8 protein-coding genes are annotated in these 18,172 nt (G+C 56.8%); 7 read left to right on the top strand and 1 reads right to left on the bottom strand.

Features of this window, described 5'->3' with window-relative positions; translation table 11 throughout:
- The first annotated feature begins 181 nt into the window (after positions 1 to 181).
- The 6 genes from AC0V6Q_RS07975 to AC0V6Q_RS07950 all read left to right on the top strand — a co-directional run bounded on the left by AC0V6Q_RS07975 (position 182) and on the right by AC0V6Q_RS07950 (position 15,165).
- Positions 182 to 3,595 (top strand): beta strand repeat-containing protein, encoded by a 3,414-nt coding sequence (locus AC0V6Q_RS07975; protein ID WP_486167862.1) that lies wholly within the window; start codon positions 182 to 184, stop codon positions 3,593 to 3,595.
- A 173-nt stretch (positions 3,596 to 3,768) separates the two neighbouring features.
- Complete coding sequence (locus AC0V6Q_RS07970) at positions 3,769 to 7,425, top strand: autotransporter domain-containing protein (protein WP_486167861.1); 3,657 nt, start codon at positions 3,769 to 3,771, stop codon at positions 7,423 to 7,425.
- 541 nt (positions 7,426 to 7,966) lie between these two features.
- Positions 7,967 to 8,938, top strand: a complete 972-nt coding sequence (locus tag AC0V6Q_RS07965; RefSeq protein ID WP_486167860.1) for a LysR family transcriptional regulator — start codon at positions 7,967 to 7,969, stop codon at positions 8,936 to 8,938.
- A gap of 183 nt (positions 8,939 to 9,121) precedes the next feature.
- Positions 9,122 to 12,235, top strand: coding sequence for a TonB-dependent receptor domain-containing protein (locus AC0V6Q_RS07960; RefSeq protein ID WP_486167859.1), 3,114 nt, complete (start codon positions 9,122 to 9,124; stop codon positions 12,233 to 12,235).
- A gap of 72 nt (positions 12,236 to 12,307) precedes the next feature.
- Positions 12,308 to 13,549, top strand: a complete 1,242-nt coding sequence (locus AC0V6Q_RS07955) for a M14 family metallopeptidase (RefSeq protein WP_486167858.1) — start codon at positions 12,308 to 12,310, stop codon at positions 13,547 to 13,549.
- Positions 13,546 to 15,165: an N-acyl-D-amino-acid deacylase family protein gene (locus AC0V6Q_RS07950; RefSeq protein ID WP_486167857.1), complete on the top strand. Its 1,620-nt coding sequence runs from the start codon at positions 13,546 to 13,548 to the stop codon at positions 15,163 to 15,165. Before AC0V6Q_RS07955 ends, AC0V6Q_RS07950 begins: the two co-directional genes overlap by 4 nt.
- 39 nt (positions 15,166 to 15,204) lie before the next feature.
- Here the strand turns inward: AC0V6Q_RS07950 and AC0V6Q_RS07945 are convergent, their stop codons facing one another.
- Positions 15,205 to 16,413, bottom strand: a complete 1,209-nt coding sequence (locus AC0V6Q_RS07945) for an FAD-dependent oxidoreductase (protein WP_486167856.1) — start codon at positions 16,411 to 16,413, stop codon at positions 15,205 to 15,207.
- A gap of 218 nt (positions 16,414 to 16,631) precedes the next feature.
- Here AC0V6Q_RS07945 and AC0V6Q_RS07940 point away from each other — a divergent pair, with 218 nt between their 5' ends.
- Complete coding sequence (locus tag AC0V6Q_RS07940) at positions 16,632 to 18,161, top strand: SLC13 family permease (RefSeq protein ID WP_486167855.1); 1,530 nt, start codon at positions 16,632 to 16,634, stop codon at positions 18,159 to 18,161.
- Positions 18,162 to 18,172 lie beyond the last annotated feature (11 nt).

Here is an 18,172-nt window from a genome sequence, read left to right as displayed (position 1 = left end):
CGCCAATTCCCGATAGGTGATTTGGCCTCACCAGCTCTAAAACCAGTACCAAATTTGCACTGCCTAAATAACGCGTAAGATGATGCCTGATTCCCCTTGCGAATCGCTTCCTAGGGGGTAATACTTAAGCCACAAGGACGCCAGATTTTGGCGTGGGTCTACACACATAGGGGTAACCCCAATGAAAAAGACTGCGATGCTCGGTGTGAGCATTCTCGCCTTGACTACGGCTGCTTCGGCCGTGGCTCAAAACCAAAGCACAGTTTCTCAAACAGGGTCAGGCAACGAGGCGGTGATAACGCAGCCGGGCACTGACAATGAATCTGTTCTTACACAGGACGGCACAGCCACCGGTACCGATGGCATCGCCAATGAAGCGACTATTTTGCAGGAAGGCTCAGGCGGCGTTTCGGAAGCAACGCAGACCGGCGACAACCAGCTGACCGTGACGCAGGGCGCGCTCAGCGATGGGATGAACTCCGAAGTTGTGCAAGTGAACGCAGGCGGCGGCATCAGCAACTCAGCCACCGTTACGCAGGACGGTATCGGCTCTGGTTTTGGTTCGGGCACCGGCTCATTCATTGACCAATCGGGCACCAACGGCAGCGTTGTTGTCACTCAGGAAGCCGCGACCACAGACGCAGTGAGCCTCGTCGATCAGAGCGGCGAAGACAACATCGCCAATGTCACGCAAAGCGCCGGGGTGAATGTCCAATCCTTCATAGCGCAAGAGGAAGAGCGTCAGACCGCTACGGTTCAGCAATCGGGTGACGACAATTTCTCTGATATTTCACAGTCTCAAAACGACAACACCGCATTGCTTGTTCAGACCGCAGCGAACAATAGCTCGACCATCATTCAGGATGGTGAGGAAAGCTTGGCGGACGTCAATCAGTCCGGCACGGGCAATACGAGCTTCGTTGATCAAGACAACAATGACGACCGGGGCCAAGCTCTCATTACGCAAAGCGGCGACGACAACCAATCGACCACGTTCCAGGACGATGACGATTCGGTGATTACTCACACCCAAACGGGTGACCGCAACGTTGCAAACACGGAACAACAATCCGAAGACAGCTTCAGCACGATCATTCAGAACGGCGATGACAACTTAGCAACCGTTTCGCAGGGCAATGTCTCGGACAACCAGACGAGCACCATCCTTCAAGATGGCAGCCGCAACACGGCGCTCGTCCTTAATCAGGGGGTTGATGAAAGCGGCCCTTCGGATGACTTCAACACCAGCACGATCACTCAAAGCGGCGATGACAACTTTGGTAGCGTCAACCAGCTCAGCGAGAACAGCACGCACACGTTGACGCAGTCAGGCAACAACAACTCCAGCACAACAACGCAAGGGGTGTTCGATCTTGGCGATGTGCCCGGCGACAACACCGCAACCATCCTTCAGGTGGGTGAGTTTGATAGCTCGTCCATCGAGCAGACTGGTGAGAACAACACCGCGATAGTCACTCAAGAAGGCTTCGACCTTGATGGCAGTTTGGCGGCTAACAGCAGCACGGTGCTGCAATCTGGCGATGACAATTCGGCCGACGTCAATCAGGTTGGCGACAACAACAGCTCCTTCATCGCGCAAAGCGGCACAATAAGCACCGCCTCGCTTATCACAGGCGGCGTTGGCAACTCCTCTGGCATCACGCAAAGCGGCACCGATGTAACCGCGACCGTATCCCAAGATGGTGATGCAAACTCATCGACTGTCACTCAGGCTGACAGCTTGAGCGATGTGACCGTCACTCAAAATGGCGATGAGGACACCTCAATCGTTGCGCAATCCGGCACCGATCAACAGGCCGTTGTCTTGCAAGCCGGCCTCAACGGGCGCAGCGAAGTGACGCAGAGCGGTGACAGCAACTTTGCCGATGTGGATCAGAGCGGAGCGGGAAACACCAGCTTCATCACCCAAAACGGCACCGACGGCAATGTGGACCTTGACCAGACAGGTGACGACAACTTCTCAAACGCTGTACAAACCGGCTTTGAAGAAGATGCAATCGTCAATCAAAGCGGCGATGCGAACAGCTCCATCATCAGCCAGCAAGGCGATGCGACCAGCTTCAACTTTGCGAGCGTCAATCAATCAGGAAGCGAAAACGCTTCCACTGTGACGCAGTTCCAAAACGGTAACGTCGCCGACGTGCTGCAAAGCGCGGATGGCAACACCTCGTTTGTCACACAAACGGGCGCAGGCGAGAACGCTGATGTCGATCAAATCGGCGAAGGTGCAAGCTCGACCGTAAATCAAGGCGGCACGGGCAATATTGCTGTTGTCAGCCAGGAAGGCTTCGACTTCGATGTCTCTGGCGCAACTGATACCAGCACGATTGCGCAAACGGGCACTGGGCAAAGCGCGACGCTGACGCAGGTTGGTGATGAAAACTCGTCAACCATTGTTCAGAACAACGCCGACAATACGGCAACAGTCCTGACCGCCGGCGTGGGCAACACATCGGCCATTTTCCAAAACGGCACCGATGGCGAGGCAACCCTCGACCAGCAAGGCGATGGCAACAGCTCGGAGATTGTCCAGAACGGCACGCAAGGCCTTGCAACCGTCAGCCAGCAGTCGGACAATAGCTCGTCTACAGTGATCCAGACCGGTGAGCTAAACTTTGCGACGATCAACCAGTCAGGCGACAACCAAACCTCGTTTGTGACGCAGTCCAGTGCTGGTTTTGTCGACAATGCGCCATTCCTAGGCACTGCCATCGTTGACCAATCCGGCGCAGACAATGTCTCGACCATTGATCAAAGCGGCGGTGACCTCGGCTTTGACGGATCGTTTGGCGGAGTTGATGGCATTTTTGGTTTCGAAGGCGCACCTGAGGCGGATGTTGATCAATCTGGCATCGGCAACAGCTCGCTTGTGTCGCAACCCGGCAATAACGCGCTAGCTTTCATCGACCAAGACGGTGATCGCAACGCCTCGACGGTCAATCAGAGCGGCCAATCAAACATTGCTCAGGTGGTGCAGACCGGGGACGACAATATCTCGAACATCACGCAAACCGGTGTGCACATCAACAATGGGTTCAGAGCGGGCTCGGCACCCGCCAACTTTGTCACCCAAACCGGCAATCGCAACACATCGAACCTGACGCAAAGCGGGACTGATGAATTCCAAGGCTTTAACGCTGACGGAACAAATGAGTTTACCGTGACGCAAACCGGCGATGACAACACGTCCACCGGCACGCAAGCCGGAGTTCGCAATGGCGCGATTGTCTCGCAGCTCAGCAATGGCGGCATCAGCACGGTCAACCAGGACGGCACTGATAACCGTATCTTTGTGGACCAGATCGGCGATGGGAACACTTCGATAGTCACACAGGCTGCGGGTAGCCTCAACAGCTCTGCCGACATCAACCAAGATGGCCTCAATGGCTCATCCGAGCTCACGCAAAGCGGCGACAGCCAATTTGCAGAGTTGTTCCAAACCGGTGATCTCAACACCAGCGTGATTGCGCAGAGCGGCGCGAGCAACATCGCGACCGTCACTCAGGTAAGCGACGGAAACTTCTCAGGTGTGACCCAGACCGGTGTGGGCAATACGGCGACGGTTACGCAATAGCCGTCCGCAAAGTAGATGAAAAAAGGGGGCGGGAGAGCATATGCTTTCTCGCCCCATTTCGTCTGCTGGATGTACCCAAAGCACGGCGTGACCAGAACCCCTTAGGGTCCTTGCAAAAATGACTGTTCATTGTAAGACGGTGTGTGAGGGTCTCCAATATTTTGGAGCTTTCCGTGAGCCATCACTTCAAAGCCAGCTCAGGCTTGGCCGCCCTCACCTTTGCACTTCTTGCAAACCCTGTTCTTGCCAATGAGAATAACGCCGATCGCGCTGCGTCGGATTTGCGCGTTACAGTGCAAGGGCCTTCCTCTCAAACGGACGCTGACAAGCAGGAGCCCACGGCAATTCTGATTGATCGTCCGGAGCCTCGCTTAGCCGATTTGAGCACATTCATTCAGGCTTATGCCCTATTGGCCGAAACAAGGTTCAGGCTTGATGAGCCCACCTTTGCTCCCTTTGATCCAGCAATTGTAGGGCCTCGCCTTCACACGTTTGAGACACGCACGACGGCCGAGTTTCTCGAAGCTGATCTCACCTCTGGGCTGGCCGTCGCTGAAAATGGATTGGTCGCCTCCCAAATCATCAATCGACCCACCATCATTGGTCTTGATGAAGTGGGCATAGAGGGCCTGGTCGATGTGAACGACACGCAGCCATCGGTTGTTCGGATGCTGATCCAGGATAATTCGACTGGGGATCGCTCGGTCATCTTTCCCAATTGCACAGGGACACTCATCAATCCGCGAACCGTCATCACAGCCGCGCACTGTGTCGATAATTTCGGAACTGAAAACTACGGTCAACCCGGCGATACGGGTTTCTCGATCCTCATTTCGACCGGAGTGGACTCTGAGGTTCGCCTAGACGAATATATCGAGACGGGCGCGGGCTATGCCGATGGCGGTGTCGCGATCAGCACAGATTTAATCCTCCATCCGTCAACCGATCCAGACGCGGGCGGTCTGCCTTTCCCTTGGGCAGATGTTGCGCTGATCGCGCTTGATGCCCCCATCACTGATGTCCCTTCCATGCCGATCCTACTCAGCCCGATCACGCAAGCGACGCATGTAGTGCAGGTCGGCTTTGGCCGGTTTGGTGTGCTTGATGGTCTTGATCAAAACCCCAGCGCTGGAGAACGCGAGGTCAGCACATTGCGCCGGATTGGTGAGAATATGCTGGACGCGGTTGGATCATATGCAGATTTTTTCGATATCGTATTTCCGGAACTCGCCCCGACCGCTGAGAACTTCCAGCAGGCGACGCAGCCCTATTACTTCACCGACTTCGACAATCCCGACCGAACACCTGAAGAGATCGCAGGTTGCCGGTTTAGCGAGCCGGGCAATTTTGTTTGCGATACGCCCGAAGCGGTCGCCGCGATTGACTTTCTGGGCGGCGACGCGCTGCCGAACGAAGTGACCATTGGCGGCGGTGATAGCGGAGCCCCGCTGATCGTCGATGAGCTCTACGACTTTGATGTCGTCATTGGTGTTGCCTCCGGAGTGATCGGCGGAGCTTTCGGGTTTGACAGTCCCGTATTCTCACTGGTGAACACGTTCAACCCGCTCTACCCCTTCTTTGAGTTCATCACCGAAAACACACCGTACAAATATGTCTCTGCCAAAGATGGAGGAGGTTTGTGGTCCGACCCTGATTATTGGACACAGGATTTGGATCCGGGTTTCTTCATCGATGACGGGAACGGCAATCTCGTCAATGGTTTACCGCAAGGGAGCGAGCCGGGTGTTTTTGCCGAAGGGTCAAATTTTGGATCAGTGCTTGGCTTTGATCTTGCTGATCGCCCCAGCACTCCATCGCCGATTTTGCCGCCCAGCGACACGCCCGATTTTGGATCGAACATACCGGAAAGCTCGGTTCTGATCGGCCCGGGATCGACGGGGTTTATCCCGCAAAACACGGACGGCGTTACAGGGGCCCTGTTTGTCAATCCGGCGCAGTATTTCGAGGTTCATCTGAACCGGCCGGGCGTCACCACCGCGGACATTGATGTGGAGATCGACAAGCTTGTTATCGCCAACCGCGCTGCCGCGATCATTGTGCCAGAAGCGAGAACCTTCACCAGCCTCATCGGCGTTGAACAATTGGACGGACGCGCACGGATCGATGGCACGCTGAGCACACCGATTTACACCCTGGCTAGAGGCGCGCTTACTGGCGATGGGGGCACGCTCAGCGCCAATGCCCTCTTCAATATCAACGGGCTCGTGAATGCAGGTCTTGGGGCCGGGTTTGGGACGCTCAACATTGATGGCAACTATGTTCAGTCGAGCGGCGGCACCTTGTGGGCTGACTTCTCAGTTGGCCGCCGCGGGGCCGTCACTACCGACTTTTACGATATCACGGGAGCTGCTGTCCTTGATGGCAACCTTGTGGTTTCAAACAATGACCGGCGGGTGCGATTTGGGACCGAGTTTACGGTGCTGAGCGCTGATGCAATTGATGGCGATTTCTCTCAGGTCACATTCCTTAGCCGTTCTCCAACCCTGAATGCTGTGCACCGGGTCGAGGGCAACAACATTGTGGTTGAAATCACCGCCCGCTCGCTTCGATCAATACTCAGCGAGAACAGCCAGTTTGGGGCGCTCGGTGTGGCATTGGATGACATTAGAGCAACGCGTTTCACTGCGTTCGCGCCAATATTCGATATCGTCGATAACAGCACCCTCAGTACTCTTGGTACAGCGCTCACATCGCTTGCACCGTTAAACGCTTTTACGCAGACATTTACAGCGAACGCCTTCAACCAGCGTTTTGTCGGACAGCTTTCGCAAAGAAGCCTTGCCCTGCGAGGTGGTTCTCGGCCTCAAAGCACATTCTCAATTGTGGGGCCAGCGGGTCAAAGTCTGGCTGATAACGCTCAAAGAGACGGTTCAGGCCTTGCCTTTTTCGGATCGGCCTCAGGCACGTTTCTTGCCAGTAACAGCCCGGCAAACCTCATCGGTCATCAAGCGGCACGCTTTGCTCCAGATGATGCAGGTCCCGGGCATCTTGTCGCGAACAATCTAGGCGAAACGCAGCCATTCTCTTTCGCAGAGGCGGGGGAGATTACGGTGGGTGCTGACGTGAGTATCGACTTGGGTGCAGCCGATGGCCTTCACATCGGTGTTGCGATCTCAAGCGTTCATATCAGTCAGTTGTCGGGCGGGCCCCTCCACGCACAGCAAAACCAAAGCACATCGCTCGGGGTTTTTGCCTCTTATTCAGCGGGCCTGGCCTTCGCGGATGCCTATGCTGGTACAGCATGGCAGGAGTTTGGCGTTAGCCGCGATGCGCAAGGCGGATTTGAGGCGCTTTTCGACAATGCGGTCAGCGATGCTGCGGGCCGCCAATCCTTCGGCGGGCTTCGTGTTGGCTATGACCTAGTGAATTCGCAGGCACTTGAGATTGGCCCGATGGTGAGCCTTGATTATGCCCGCAGCGATATTGGTGGATATGACGAGCTTGGCGCAAGTGCGTTGGGTCTTCGGATCGAAGACCGCAGCTTTACATCGCTGAGCGCCAAAGCCGGCGCGATCGCAAGCGCTGACTTTTCACTTGGCCGCCGGGGCCGATTGCGTGCGTTCGGCGCTTTCGCCCTTGCCCGGGAGCTTGCCGACACCGCCGATGTGGTCACAGCCTCATTTGCAGGCGCAAGGGACCTGCCATTTACGATTGAGAACGCGATTGATCCAAGCTGGATTGCGGTCAATGCTGGCTTGGAGCTCACAATCGGCGGGGGCTTCCAAACTTCGCTTTCATTCTCCTCAGACATGGGGCGCGGTGTCCTTACCGACAGGCAAGGTCGGGTAGGCATAGGGTGGCGCTTTTGATCAAGTAGCTGCCCGGCATCGAGAGACAGAGCACCCATGTGAAAACACCGATGCTCTGCTTCTTGCAAGCACACGCGCTGCGAACGAGGCGATATGCCTTTTGCTGTGTGATTGTCGCTCGGGTTCTGATCTATGGACCATTCACCAGACGGAGGTCTTGTCAGATTAAACGTACCTGATTGAGGCTCTCCGCTGGTCGGGTAGGACAAAGCCTAAGCCCAGACGCAAGAAACCGGCCGGCCCATTCCGATATTTCAAGTCTTCGCCGGAAGTCATCCGCATCGAAGTTTTGCTGTATGTTCGTTTTTCCGCTTTCGCTTCGAAACGTGGAAGGTCTGCTCTTCGATCGTCAATCTTTCAAAGAGAGCCGCTCCGCTGCTTTGGCTAAGTGGCAGCTTTTTGCTGCTTGAACCACCCGACCTTGCTTTAGCTCTGCCAATCAGAGACGAGTTGCAGTTAGTCTGACAGCGGCGCCATTTATGTCTGATATAGTTGAGTGCTTTGGTAAGTTTCTCCTCCGGGTGGATACTCGCTGACCGACTTGACGCTTGAGAAAAAGGCAGGCGTGACGTTCATCAGCTTCAACACGGTCGGCTCTGATGGCGAATTGTATGAAAGCGTGTATTGTACCGCGATGCGATTGCGCCATATCGAAGTCTTCTATCATGTCTATCGCGAGGGTTCGATCAGCGCCGCTGCGCGCAATCTCTTCGTTTCGCAACCCTCGGTCAGCAAGGTTTTGCGACACGCCGAAGACCAGCTTGGTTTTGCTTTGTTCGACCGGCGCAAAGGTCGGCTTTACCCGACCGATGCGGCAAAGGAGTTGTTTCGCGAAGTCTCGCATATTTACGACCGTGTCGGGGCGCTGGACCGCACAGCAGGCAACATTCGCAGCCGCCGTGGTGGACACTTGCGGATCGGGGTTTTGCCATCGCTTGGATTTGCAATCGTGCCGCCTCTTGTTGCTGCGTTGCGCGCTGCTGACCCTGATCTCAGCTTTGACCTTGCGACGCTTCACAGCGATGAAGTGACATCAAACCTGCTCGAAAAGCGGTTTGACCTGTGTATCGGTTTCGATGACGATTTCGATGCGCGCATTCGTTGCCGGACGATCAACTCGGTCAGTCTCACCTTGCTCGCACAAGCCGGCGAGTTTGGCGAAGGCACGCAAGAAGTAGAACCACAGGCAATCGACGGGCGCGAGATGGTCGGATTGCGCGACAGCGGTCCGGTTGCTGACCGGATAGAAAGCTATCTAGAGCAGGCTGGGGTCGAGCCGCTGATTTCGGTGTCGGCGCAGACATATTATGTTGCTGCCGAGCTGGTGAAGCTGGGCGTAGGTCTTGCGATTGTGGATGGATTTACGGCGCGGCGTTTTGTCAGTGATGAGGTGCAATCTTTCGCGCTTAGGGACGCGCCGACGCTGCCGTTTGTCGCTCTGACGCTTGCCGAACAAGAGGATAGCAAGCCGGTCGAGCACGCGCTTGCCATGCTGCAGGATTTGTTCGGCTGACCATCCGTCCGCTGTCAAAGCACGCTGATCGAGCCGGTGTTGCCATAACGCAAGGCTATGGCATATTCGCGTCTTGTTCTTGCAATTGTGTTGCGCCAGCTTGCTTATTGGCGTTTATTTGTAATGCGAGGGATGCACTCCGTTGGGGAACGGAGAGGGTTTAAAAAACTAGGAGGGGCTCATATGAAACTCGGATCACGGATTACCGCATTTGCCGGCGCATCGATTGTCGCCTTGGCAAGCGCCAATGCCAGTGCGCAGGACACAAACACCGATCCGGTCGCTGGTCAGACCGAAGATGATGGTCCGGTTATTGTGGTCACAGGGACGCAGATCCGCGGCGCGCAGGTCGATGACGTCCTTCCTGTCACTGTTGTTGATGAGGATCTGATTGACGCAATTGATCCTGCATCAGGTGACGAGCTTTTCCGGGCCATCCCGCAAGCAGGCTCAGTCGAATTCAACGAGCAGAGCACCGCAGGGGGCGTCAATGGCGCGCGCGGTGATATCGCTTCGATCAACCTGCGCGGGCTGGGTACCGGTAATACACTGTTGCTGATCAATGGTCGCAGAATGCTTCTGAACCCGGGTTTCCAGACCGAACTGTTTGTGCCCGTCGTTTCTCCCGATACCAATACGATTGCTCCGGGCAGTGTGCGCCGGGTGGAGGTTTTGCGCGATGGCGCTTCGGCGGTCTATGGCGCCGATGCGGTTGCAGGCGTGGTCAATACGATCCTGCGCGGTGGGCGCGAAGGCGGATTTGTGCAGGCCAACTATCGCCTTTCTGATGGGACGGGTCTTTATAATTTCAGCTTGAATGGCGGACTGGGTTTCGACTTTGCCGACGGTCGGGGCAACCTCACCGTGTATGGCGGTTATTTCCACGAGAATGGCCTCAGAGCCACAGCGCGCGATTACTCCGCATCCAGCGACCTGCGCGATTTTCTCGTTGGTACATCTTTTGAAGGCGATACGCAGTTCGACAACCGGTCGATTAACTCGCCATGGGGAGCGTTTGATATTCAGGGTTCGAGGGCGACCTCATCGAACACTACCGCGCTTCGTGACGACGATTTCCATCTGCAGCCGTGTTCGCTGTTCGGGCCCAACGGTGCGGCGGACAGCGACGGACGTGTGATTGACCTTGGCAATGGGATCTGCGCCGACAATGGTGGTACGATTGACCGGGTTCTTCGCTATAATATCGGAGGAGACCGTTTCCTTTACTCCCAAAAAGATCGCTACAACGCGCAAGCTTTGCTCAGTTATGAATTGAGCAACAGCGCAGAGCTTTATTTCGAGGGGTCATACTACCGGTCCGAGAATTTCCGCGAGCGCGAGCAAAGCACTATGCTGAGCGCAGTGCCATTGGGAATTGAGGCCACCGCGTTCTACAACCCGCTCGGGGCGGCGCTTCTTCCCGATGGTTCGCCCAATCCGAACCGCGTCGACAACGGAATCGGATCAGGCGTCACCGATGCTGGCCGCGCATTGCTGATGGAGGATTACCGCTTCATCGATGCAGGTCCACGTCGCGGAATGGTGACCAAAGACGAATATCGTCTTGTGCTCGGCCTGCGCGGTGATTTCGGCGGATGGGATTATGACACCGGCTTCGTCTATGCGAAGGCGAACACCACCGACCTTACCGAGAACCGTATTTCGAGCACGCTTGCGCAGGAAGCGATCAATCGCACCGATGCGAGCGCTTACAACCCGTTCAATGGCGGATGTCTGCCAGAGGACGTGACCACCGGGCCCGGCAGGGATTGTACGCCTAACCCGCAGTCGGTAATCGATGCGATCACAATCGATGTGTTCCGCAAAGGCGAGACAACGCTCGCTCTGGCCGATTTCAAAGTGTCCCGCCCGGACCTGTTCGAAGTGCCAGCGGGCGCCGTTGGTGTTGCCGCTGGCGTTGAGTACCGGCGCGAGACTTTCAAAGATGATCGTGATCCGCGTCTTGATGGCACGATCACCTTCACCAATGCGGTCAATGGTGACTTCTTCGGCAGCGATGTTCTGGGGTCCAGCCCATCGCCAGACACCAGCGGCAATCGCGAGGTCTATTCAGCCTTTGCCGAAGCTTTGGTTCCGCTTATCTCGCCCGATATGAATGTGCCTCTGTTCAATGAGCTAGAGCTGCAACTTGCGGCCCGGTTTGAAGAGTTTTCTGATTCAACCAGCGCCTTTGTACCGCGTGCTGCTTTGGCCTGGCGGCCGGTTGAACCGATCCTCCTACGCGGCGCATGGTCGCAGGGCTTTCGCGCACCGAACCTTGTGCAGATCAACGATCAGGGCACAACCCGTTCCAACTCGGTTATTCGCGCTGTCGAATGTGTCGCCGAGATCATTCAGGGGCTTGAGGACGATGTTCCTGATTGCGGAACACAAGGCACAATCGACTTTCGTCAAGGCGGACCACAGCTTGAACCGGAGGACACCGAAAGCATCAACTTTGGCGTCGTTCTGACCCCGGGCTTTATCCCGGGACTGACAATCACGGCGGATTATTGGGAAGTGAAGCAGGAAGGCTTGGTCGGCATTTTCGGTAACCAGAACAACCTGTTGCTTGATCTCTTGCTGCGCCTTCAGGGCAGCTCCAACCCGAATGTCGTGCGCGATGCACCAACGCAGGACGACATTGATCTGTATGCCGGCACTGGGATTAACCCTGCTGGCGAATTACAGCAAATCCTGAACCCGTACACAAACCTTGACCAACGGACTTCTGAAGGCGTCGATTTCAGTGTGATGTACAATTTCGACACCAGCTTTGGTGAGTTCGATTTTCAGGTGAACGCGGCGCGGTTGATCGGGTTTGAACAGCAGGCTGGACCGCTTGCGGATCAGCTCTTTACCGAGCTTACACCGCTTCTCCAGCAGATTCCGGAGCTTTCAACAGGCGATGTTGCAGCGCTTCAGCCATTTGGCTTTGGCGAGTTGATCGAGATCGATGGCCGTCCGAAATGGCGGGTCAGCGGCTCGGCGGCCTTTGAAAGCGGGCCAGTGCGGGTCAACTTGTTTGGACGTTATGTCGGCATGGTCTTCGACCCTGGCGCACAGCAAGATGACACTGCCGAGTTCTTCCCGGTCGATGACTGGTTCACGCTCAACCTGGGTATCAGCTACACGATAGACAACGATACCGGTCTTGACGGAACCCGTTTGCGGTTTGGTGTGAACAATATCTTCAACGAAGATCCGCCGCTCGCTGATGAAAGCTTTGGCTATTACGGCAGTTTGCACAGCGGGCGGGGACGCCAGTTCTCGTTCGATATTCGCAAGAATTTCTGATCATGACCGTCCAGCTGCGGGGCGATTGCCTTGCTGCGGGACGGCAAGATATTGTCTAAAAGGGAGCATGACATGATGTCACTGCCAGCCTTGAAACGCGCCCTTATGGCTGCTTTTACGCTTGCGATAGCGGGTCTGCACGTCCCCGCACAGGCCGACAGCCATCCCCGCGTTTCCCGCGACGATCTTTCATGCGAGACTGAGGCTGCACAGATCGATCAGAACTTTCCTACCGGCGCGTTTTCAAGCTGCGAGACTTCTGGCGAGAAGCATTTTGCGCTCACAATCGCGCCAGAGGATGAAGGCGATATCAACTGCAGCGCCTGGTATGCATTTCGTGTCACGCCCGCACGCCGCACGCGCATCACAATTGATTTGGACTATGAGACCTGCGGTCATCGCTATTGGCCCAAGACCAGCACAGACGGCGTGAATTGGACCCCCATGTCGCCCCGCCGGGTTGAGGTAAAGGGCGAACGCGGTGAGCGAACCGCGCGCCTGTCGCTGCGCATCAAGGACAAACCCGTCTTCGTCGCAGCGCAAGAGATAATGCCACCATCGGTCTATGATGCCTGGTTCGACCGTCAGGAAGGCAAGCCGTTTGCAAGCCGCAGCCTACTTGGAAAGTCGGCTGAAGGGCGATTGATCGAATTGCTCAGAATTGGTGAACCTGAGGCAGGGCAAAAGGAAACTGTTGTACTTGTCGGAAGGCAGCATCCGCCCGAGGTGACCGGTGCGCTCGCGATGCTCCCGTTTCTCGACACGATCCTCGGCGATAGCGATCTCGCCAAGGCGTACCGCGCCCGGTTTGAGACCCTGGCCGTGCCGCTCCTTAATCCGGACGGTGTGGTCCACGGACATTGGCGATACAATACAGGCGGGGTTGACCTCAACCGCGACTGGGGGCCGTTCACGCAGCCCGAAACCGCTTTGATGAAGGGCTTGCTGGACGCACTCCACGAGGACCCCGCGCGCGATCTGCGTGTTCTGATCGATTTCCATTCAACCAACCGTGATGTGTTCTACACAATCCCCGACGAGCTTCCGACCGACCCTGTGCTCTTCACCCGCAACTGGCTGGCGCTCTATCAGGATCGAATGGAAGGCTATGAGGTAGAACGCGATGCCCGTCACACGGCGGGGCGTCCCATATCGAAAGCCTACGTCTTTGACACCTACGCGGTGCCCGGCATCACATTCGAGATTGGCGATAACACCGACCGCGATCTGATCCAGAGGATTGGCCGGGAGTCGGCGATTGCGATGATGACCACCATGCTTGAGACGCCGCCACCTGTTCAGGCAGAGGAATGAGACATTCTTCGGCCCGGTTACCGCCGGTCGCGGTAGCGTTGTTGTTGGCCATTACCGGATGCCAATCGCATTCGCAGCAATCGCCTGCCATCCAATCGCGTGCGCTTGAGAAAGTGGATCTGATCCTAAGCGGTGGCACGGTGTTCGATGGTACCGGTGCTGCTGGAAAAGACCTCGATGTCGCGATCCGCGACGATGTGATTGTCTATGTTGGCGAGGATGCGGGGTCTGCACTCTTGGCCGAACGTATTCTCGATGTATCCGGCTTAATCGTCGCACCCGGCTTTATTGATCCGCATACCCATGCCGGCTCCGACCTCTCCTCTGACGACCTTGGCCGAAGAGCCAACCTCCCGTTTGCCTTTCAGGGTGTGACCACCGTGGTCACTGGCAATGACGGTTTCGGCAGCTTCGACATCGCAGGCATGGCCAGCGCGGCAAGCAAGCAGGGAATTGGCACAAATGTCGCATACCTTGTCGGCTTTGGATCGGTGCGCAGGCAAGTGCTGGGAACACAAAACCGTGCTCCTGATGAGGCCGAGTTGTCGGTTATGGGTTCGCTCACCCGGCAAGCCATGTGCGAGGGCGCATGGGGTCTGTCGGCGGGTCTCTATTACGTCCCGCAAAGCTATTCCGAGACATCGGAAGTCATCGCGCTTGCCCGGATCGCAGGGCAGTTGGGCGGTTATTACGACACGCATATGCGCGATGAAAGCACCTATAATGTGACGGTCGAAGGTGCACTTTCAGAGGCAATACGCATTGGGCAAGAGGCCGAAATCCCGGTTCATATCGCGCATATCAAGGCTCTTGGGCCAGAGGTCTGGGGCCACAGTACGCGCATGATCGCCATGGTCGAAAAGGCACGTGCATCGGGCCTGCGGGTAACAGCCGACCAATATCCCTGGGAGGCGTCGGGCACGCGCATCTCCAATGCGTTGGTCCCGCGTTGGGCGCTCGAAGGTGGCCTTGGTGCTTTGAGAGAGAGGCTGAAGGACAAGAACGACGCCGCGAAAATTCGCGAAGGGATCACCGCCGGTCTGGCGCGGCGCGGGGGTGCGGATCGGCTGCTGATAACGGGCCGTCTTGGCGATGCAGTGGTGCCGGTGGGAGTGACGTTGGCCGACTTTGCAGCCTTGAACGATCTCTCCCCTGTTGAAGCTGCAATCGCAATCCTGAACCAGGGCGATGCGCGATTGGCGTCTTTCAACATGGACCCGCGCGACATCCTCGCTTTTGCGCAGCGGGACTGGGTGGTGACAGGGTCTGACGGCTCTACCGGCCATCCGCGCAAATACGCGAGCTTCCCCAAGGCTTACCGCGATCTTGTCATAGGCGAGCCGAAAATGGATCTGGCAAGGTTCATTCATCGCAGCTCGGGCCAAACGGCCCGGATTGTGGGACTGGATCGGCGCGGGTTCCTGAAGGAGGGGCATTTCGCGGATGTTCTGGTGTTTGATCCCGGCACATTCGCGCCCAATGCAACCTACGCATCGCCGCGCGAGCTTTCGAGCGGTGTGGTTCATCTGTTTGTAAATGGCGAAGCTGTGATTTCCGGCGGAAAATACACCGGTTCTGTTCCCGGGCGCCCCCTTTTAAAGGATACGCCATGCTAAAGGGTTGGACTTCGACCGAGCTGTGGCCACAGACGATTTCTAGGCCGCATCGAAAAGGCGAGCCAGGCGTTCGCCAGAGCCCATAGCCAGTGTCCATCCCAATGCGCCGTGCCCGGCGTTGATGGCGAGTGTTTTGCTGGCGCGCTGTATCACCGGAAATGTATCCGGAGTTGTTGGACGAAGGCCGGTCCAGAAACTTGCCGCTTTGGAATAGTCGCCCGCATCGGGCAGGCATTCCATCGCTGCCTTCAGCGTCCAGTCAATGCGCGTCCGGTCAATTTCGTGCGAACCGTTTCCAAGCTCGGCAATCCCAGCCACGCGTATCTGTTTGCCCAGATTGGTGAAAACGATCCGGCGTTTACCGTCTGTCACGGATATGCGCGGTGAAGTCGAAGTCGCAGGTATTTCAAAGGAATATCCCTTCATCGGTTGAATGAGTGCGCGGTGCCCCAAAGGCGCAAGCAAAGCGTTACTGGCGCTCCCGGCAGCGACGACGGCTAAATCAAAGCGCATTTCCTCGCCTGAGCGCAGGGCAATGACGCTTTCGTTACCACTATCGCGAACAGCACGAACCGGGCTGTCGAAGGCGGCTTTCACTCCATAATCCCGGACCAGAATGCGAAGCAGGCTCTGGCAGAACAGAAAGGCATCGCCAACGACCTCTGATGGAGTGGAAATCGCACCCGTCACATCCGGGTCGAGTGTTCGTAATCCCGGGTCGAGAGCGCAAAGGTCTTCGCGCCCGAGAAGGACCTGATCGCAGCCCGCATCGGCCTTGATTGCTTGCAATCTGATCGCGCGCTCGCGTTCCTTGGCGGTATAAATCAGGTTGATTTTGCCTGCGGTACGGTGATGAAATTCAAGCGCGTGCCGGCTGCACAATTCATCCATCGCACAGCGCGATTCCTGTGCAAGTTGCAGCACTCTGAGCGTGTTCTCCCTGAAGCGGGCGAAAGTGCAATTGCGGGCGAATGAAGCGAGCCATTGAAGGTAATGCGGGTCCAGTCCAAGACCGAACTTCACCCCGCCATCGCCGAAGACGAGCCGGGGCAGGGCGGACATGGTCCACGGACTGCCAAGCGCGTCGGTGTAGCAATAGCTCAGCTGTGCTCCATTCGCGTGGCTTGCCCCCATTGCGGGGCCGTCCGCTGCATCGATCAGTGTAACGTCCCATCCTCTGCGAGCGAGCGCATAGGACGTCGCAACGCCGATGACGCCAGAGCCAATAATGCCCACTGTTCGTGCCAAATCCGGCCCTCCTGCCTTTCGTATGCCAACCTTACGCATAACTGTGCGGGGTTTGAGGTCCATCCGCCATGAACGATTGACGCCGCAGCCATAAATGCGGTTTATGGAGTGATGGGGCGATATTCCAGGTTTCTGACGATACGCGGCGCAACGATGCGCGCGACTGGCGCTTGCGCGAGCCTGCTCTCCAGTCCGGCAATGGGCAAAGGGGCAAGACGGTGACGGATACCGATACCATCCGACCCGCAACGCTCATCTGGGGCTTCCGCATTGGCGGCGTCGTTCTGGCCACCTTGGTTTACGTCTTGCTCGGCAGTGCGGAAATGTCGGGTGATGCCCGAATTGTGGCCGCAATCGCCACGCTGATGGCGGTCTGGTGGATGTCAGAGGCGATCCCGCTCGCAGCTACATCGCTCCTTCCGATTGTGCTGATCCCGGCGCTGACCCAGCGTTCTGTCGCAGAGACGACCGCATCTTATGCAAGCCCTATCGTTTTTCTCTTCCTTGGCGGTTTCCTGATTGCGATCGCGATGGAAAAATGGGGTCTGCACAAACGCATTGCGCTCCAAACGCTTCGCAAGGTTGGTGTCTCTCCTCACCGGATTGTGCTCGGCATGATGTTGGCAACGGGCTTTCTCTCGATGTGGGTGTCGAACACAGCGACGACCTTGATGATGTTGCCTATCGGGTTTTCCGTGCTTGCGCTTGTCTCTGGCAAGGGAATGGCGGGCGCTGGCAGCGCTTCTCAGACAGATACTTCGTCAGACCCGCAGGTCGAGGCATTCGGACTTTGCCTTGTGCTCGCGATTGCTTGGGCGGCGAGCATGGGCGGTCTTGGAACGCTCCTTGGAAGCCCGCCCAATGCAATCATCGCGGGCTATGCGAGCGATAAGCTGGGATTCGACATCGGATTTGTTGACTGGATGATGCTCGGAGTGCCGATTGCGCTTGTTTTCATACTGATCGCCTGGGTGCTTATGACGCGCCTGCTTTACCGCTTCGAGCTTGATGAGATCCCCGGCGGTAAGGATCTGATCGAGCGCGAGATTGCGAAGCTTGGCAGTATGAACGGCGGCGAGCGGATGGTGGCGCTGGTCTTTGCCGGTGCTGCCTTTTTCTGGATCGTGCCGGGACTGCTTTCTGAACTCCCTGCGATAAGCGAGGCTGCCCCTTGGCTTGGTGGTCTTAACGATACAGCGATTGCGATTGCCGCCGGTCTTGCGCTCTTCATCCTGCCTGCCGGGGAAGGTAACCGGATGGTCCTTAACTGGAAAGATGCAGAAAAGGGGCTGCCTTGGGGCGTGCTTTTACTGTTTGGAGGAGGGTTGAGCCTTGCAGGCGCTGTCGCTGGAACCGGCCTTGATGACTGGTTCGGTCAGCAGGTCTCGGGCCTCGCGGCACTGCCGACTGTGTTCTTGATTGCCTGTGTGGTTGCCATTGTGCTGTTTCTGACAGAGGTCACAAGCAACACAGCAACCGCTGCGACGTTTATTCCGGTGCTCGGCGGGGTGGCGATTGGCATCGGTGTCGACCCGATGGGGCTGTTGGTGCCAGCCGCATTTGCTGCGACCTGCGCCTTCATGCTGCCAGTTGGCACACCGCCCAATGCGATCGCATTCAGCACCGGTGCGGTCACGATCGCACAGATGGCTCGCGGGGGATTGGTCCTGAACCTGATCGGGATCGCGTTGATTACAGGCTTTGTCTATCTGCTGGGCGGTGCAACGTTGGGCCTGGTTTTCGGATAATTGGCGGCCGA

The organism is Erythrobacter sp. S227 (genome assembly GCF_057364925.1).
Note: the sequence above shows the minus strand (reverse complement) of the source record. Positions and strands in the feature narration are given on the sequence as shown.

Bases quoted from the DNA above. Each gene is read 5' to 3' on its own strand.
- AC0V6Q_RS07975 (WP_486167862.1), top strand. From the start codon at position 182: ATGAAAAAGACTGCGATGCTCGGTGTGAGCATTCTCGCCTTGACTACG.
- AC0V6Q_RS07960 (WP_486167859.1), top strand. From the start codon at position 9,122: ATGAAACTCGGATCACGGATTACCGCATTTGCCGGCGCATCGATTGTC.
- AC0V6Q_RS07955 (WP_486167858.1), top strand. From the start codon at position 12,308: ATGATGTCACTGCCAGCCTTGAAACGCGCCCTTATGGCTGCTTTTACG.
- AC0V6Q_RS07950 (WP_486167857.1), top strand. From the start codon at position 13,546: ATGAGACATTCTTCGGCCCGGTTACCGCCGGTCGCGGTAGCGTTGTTG.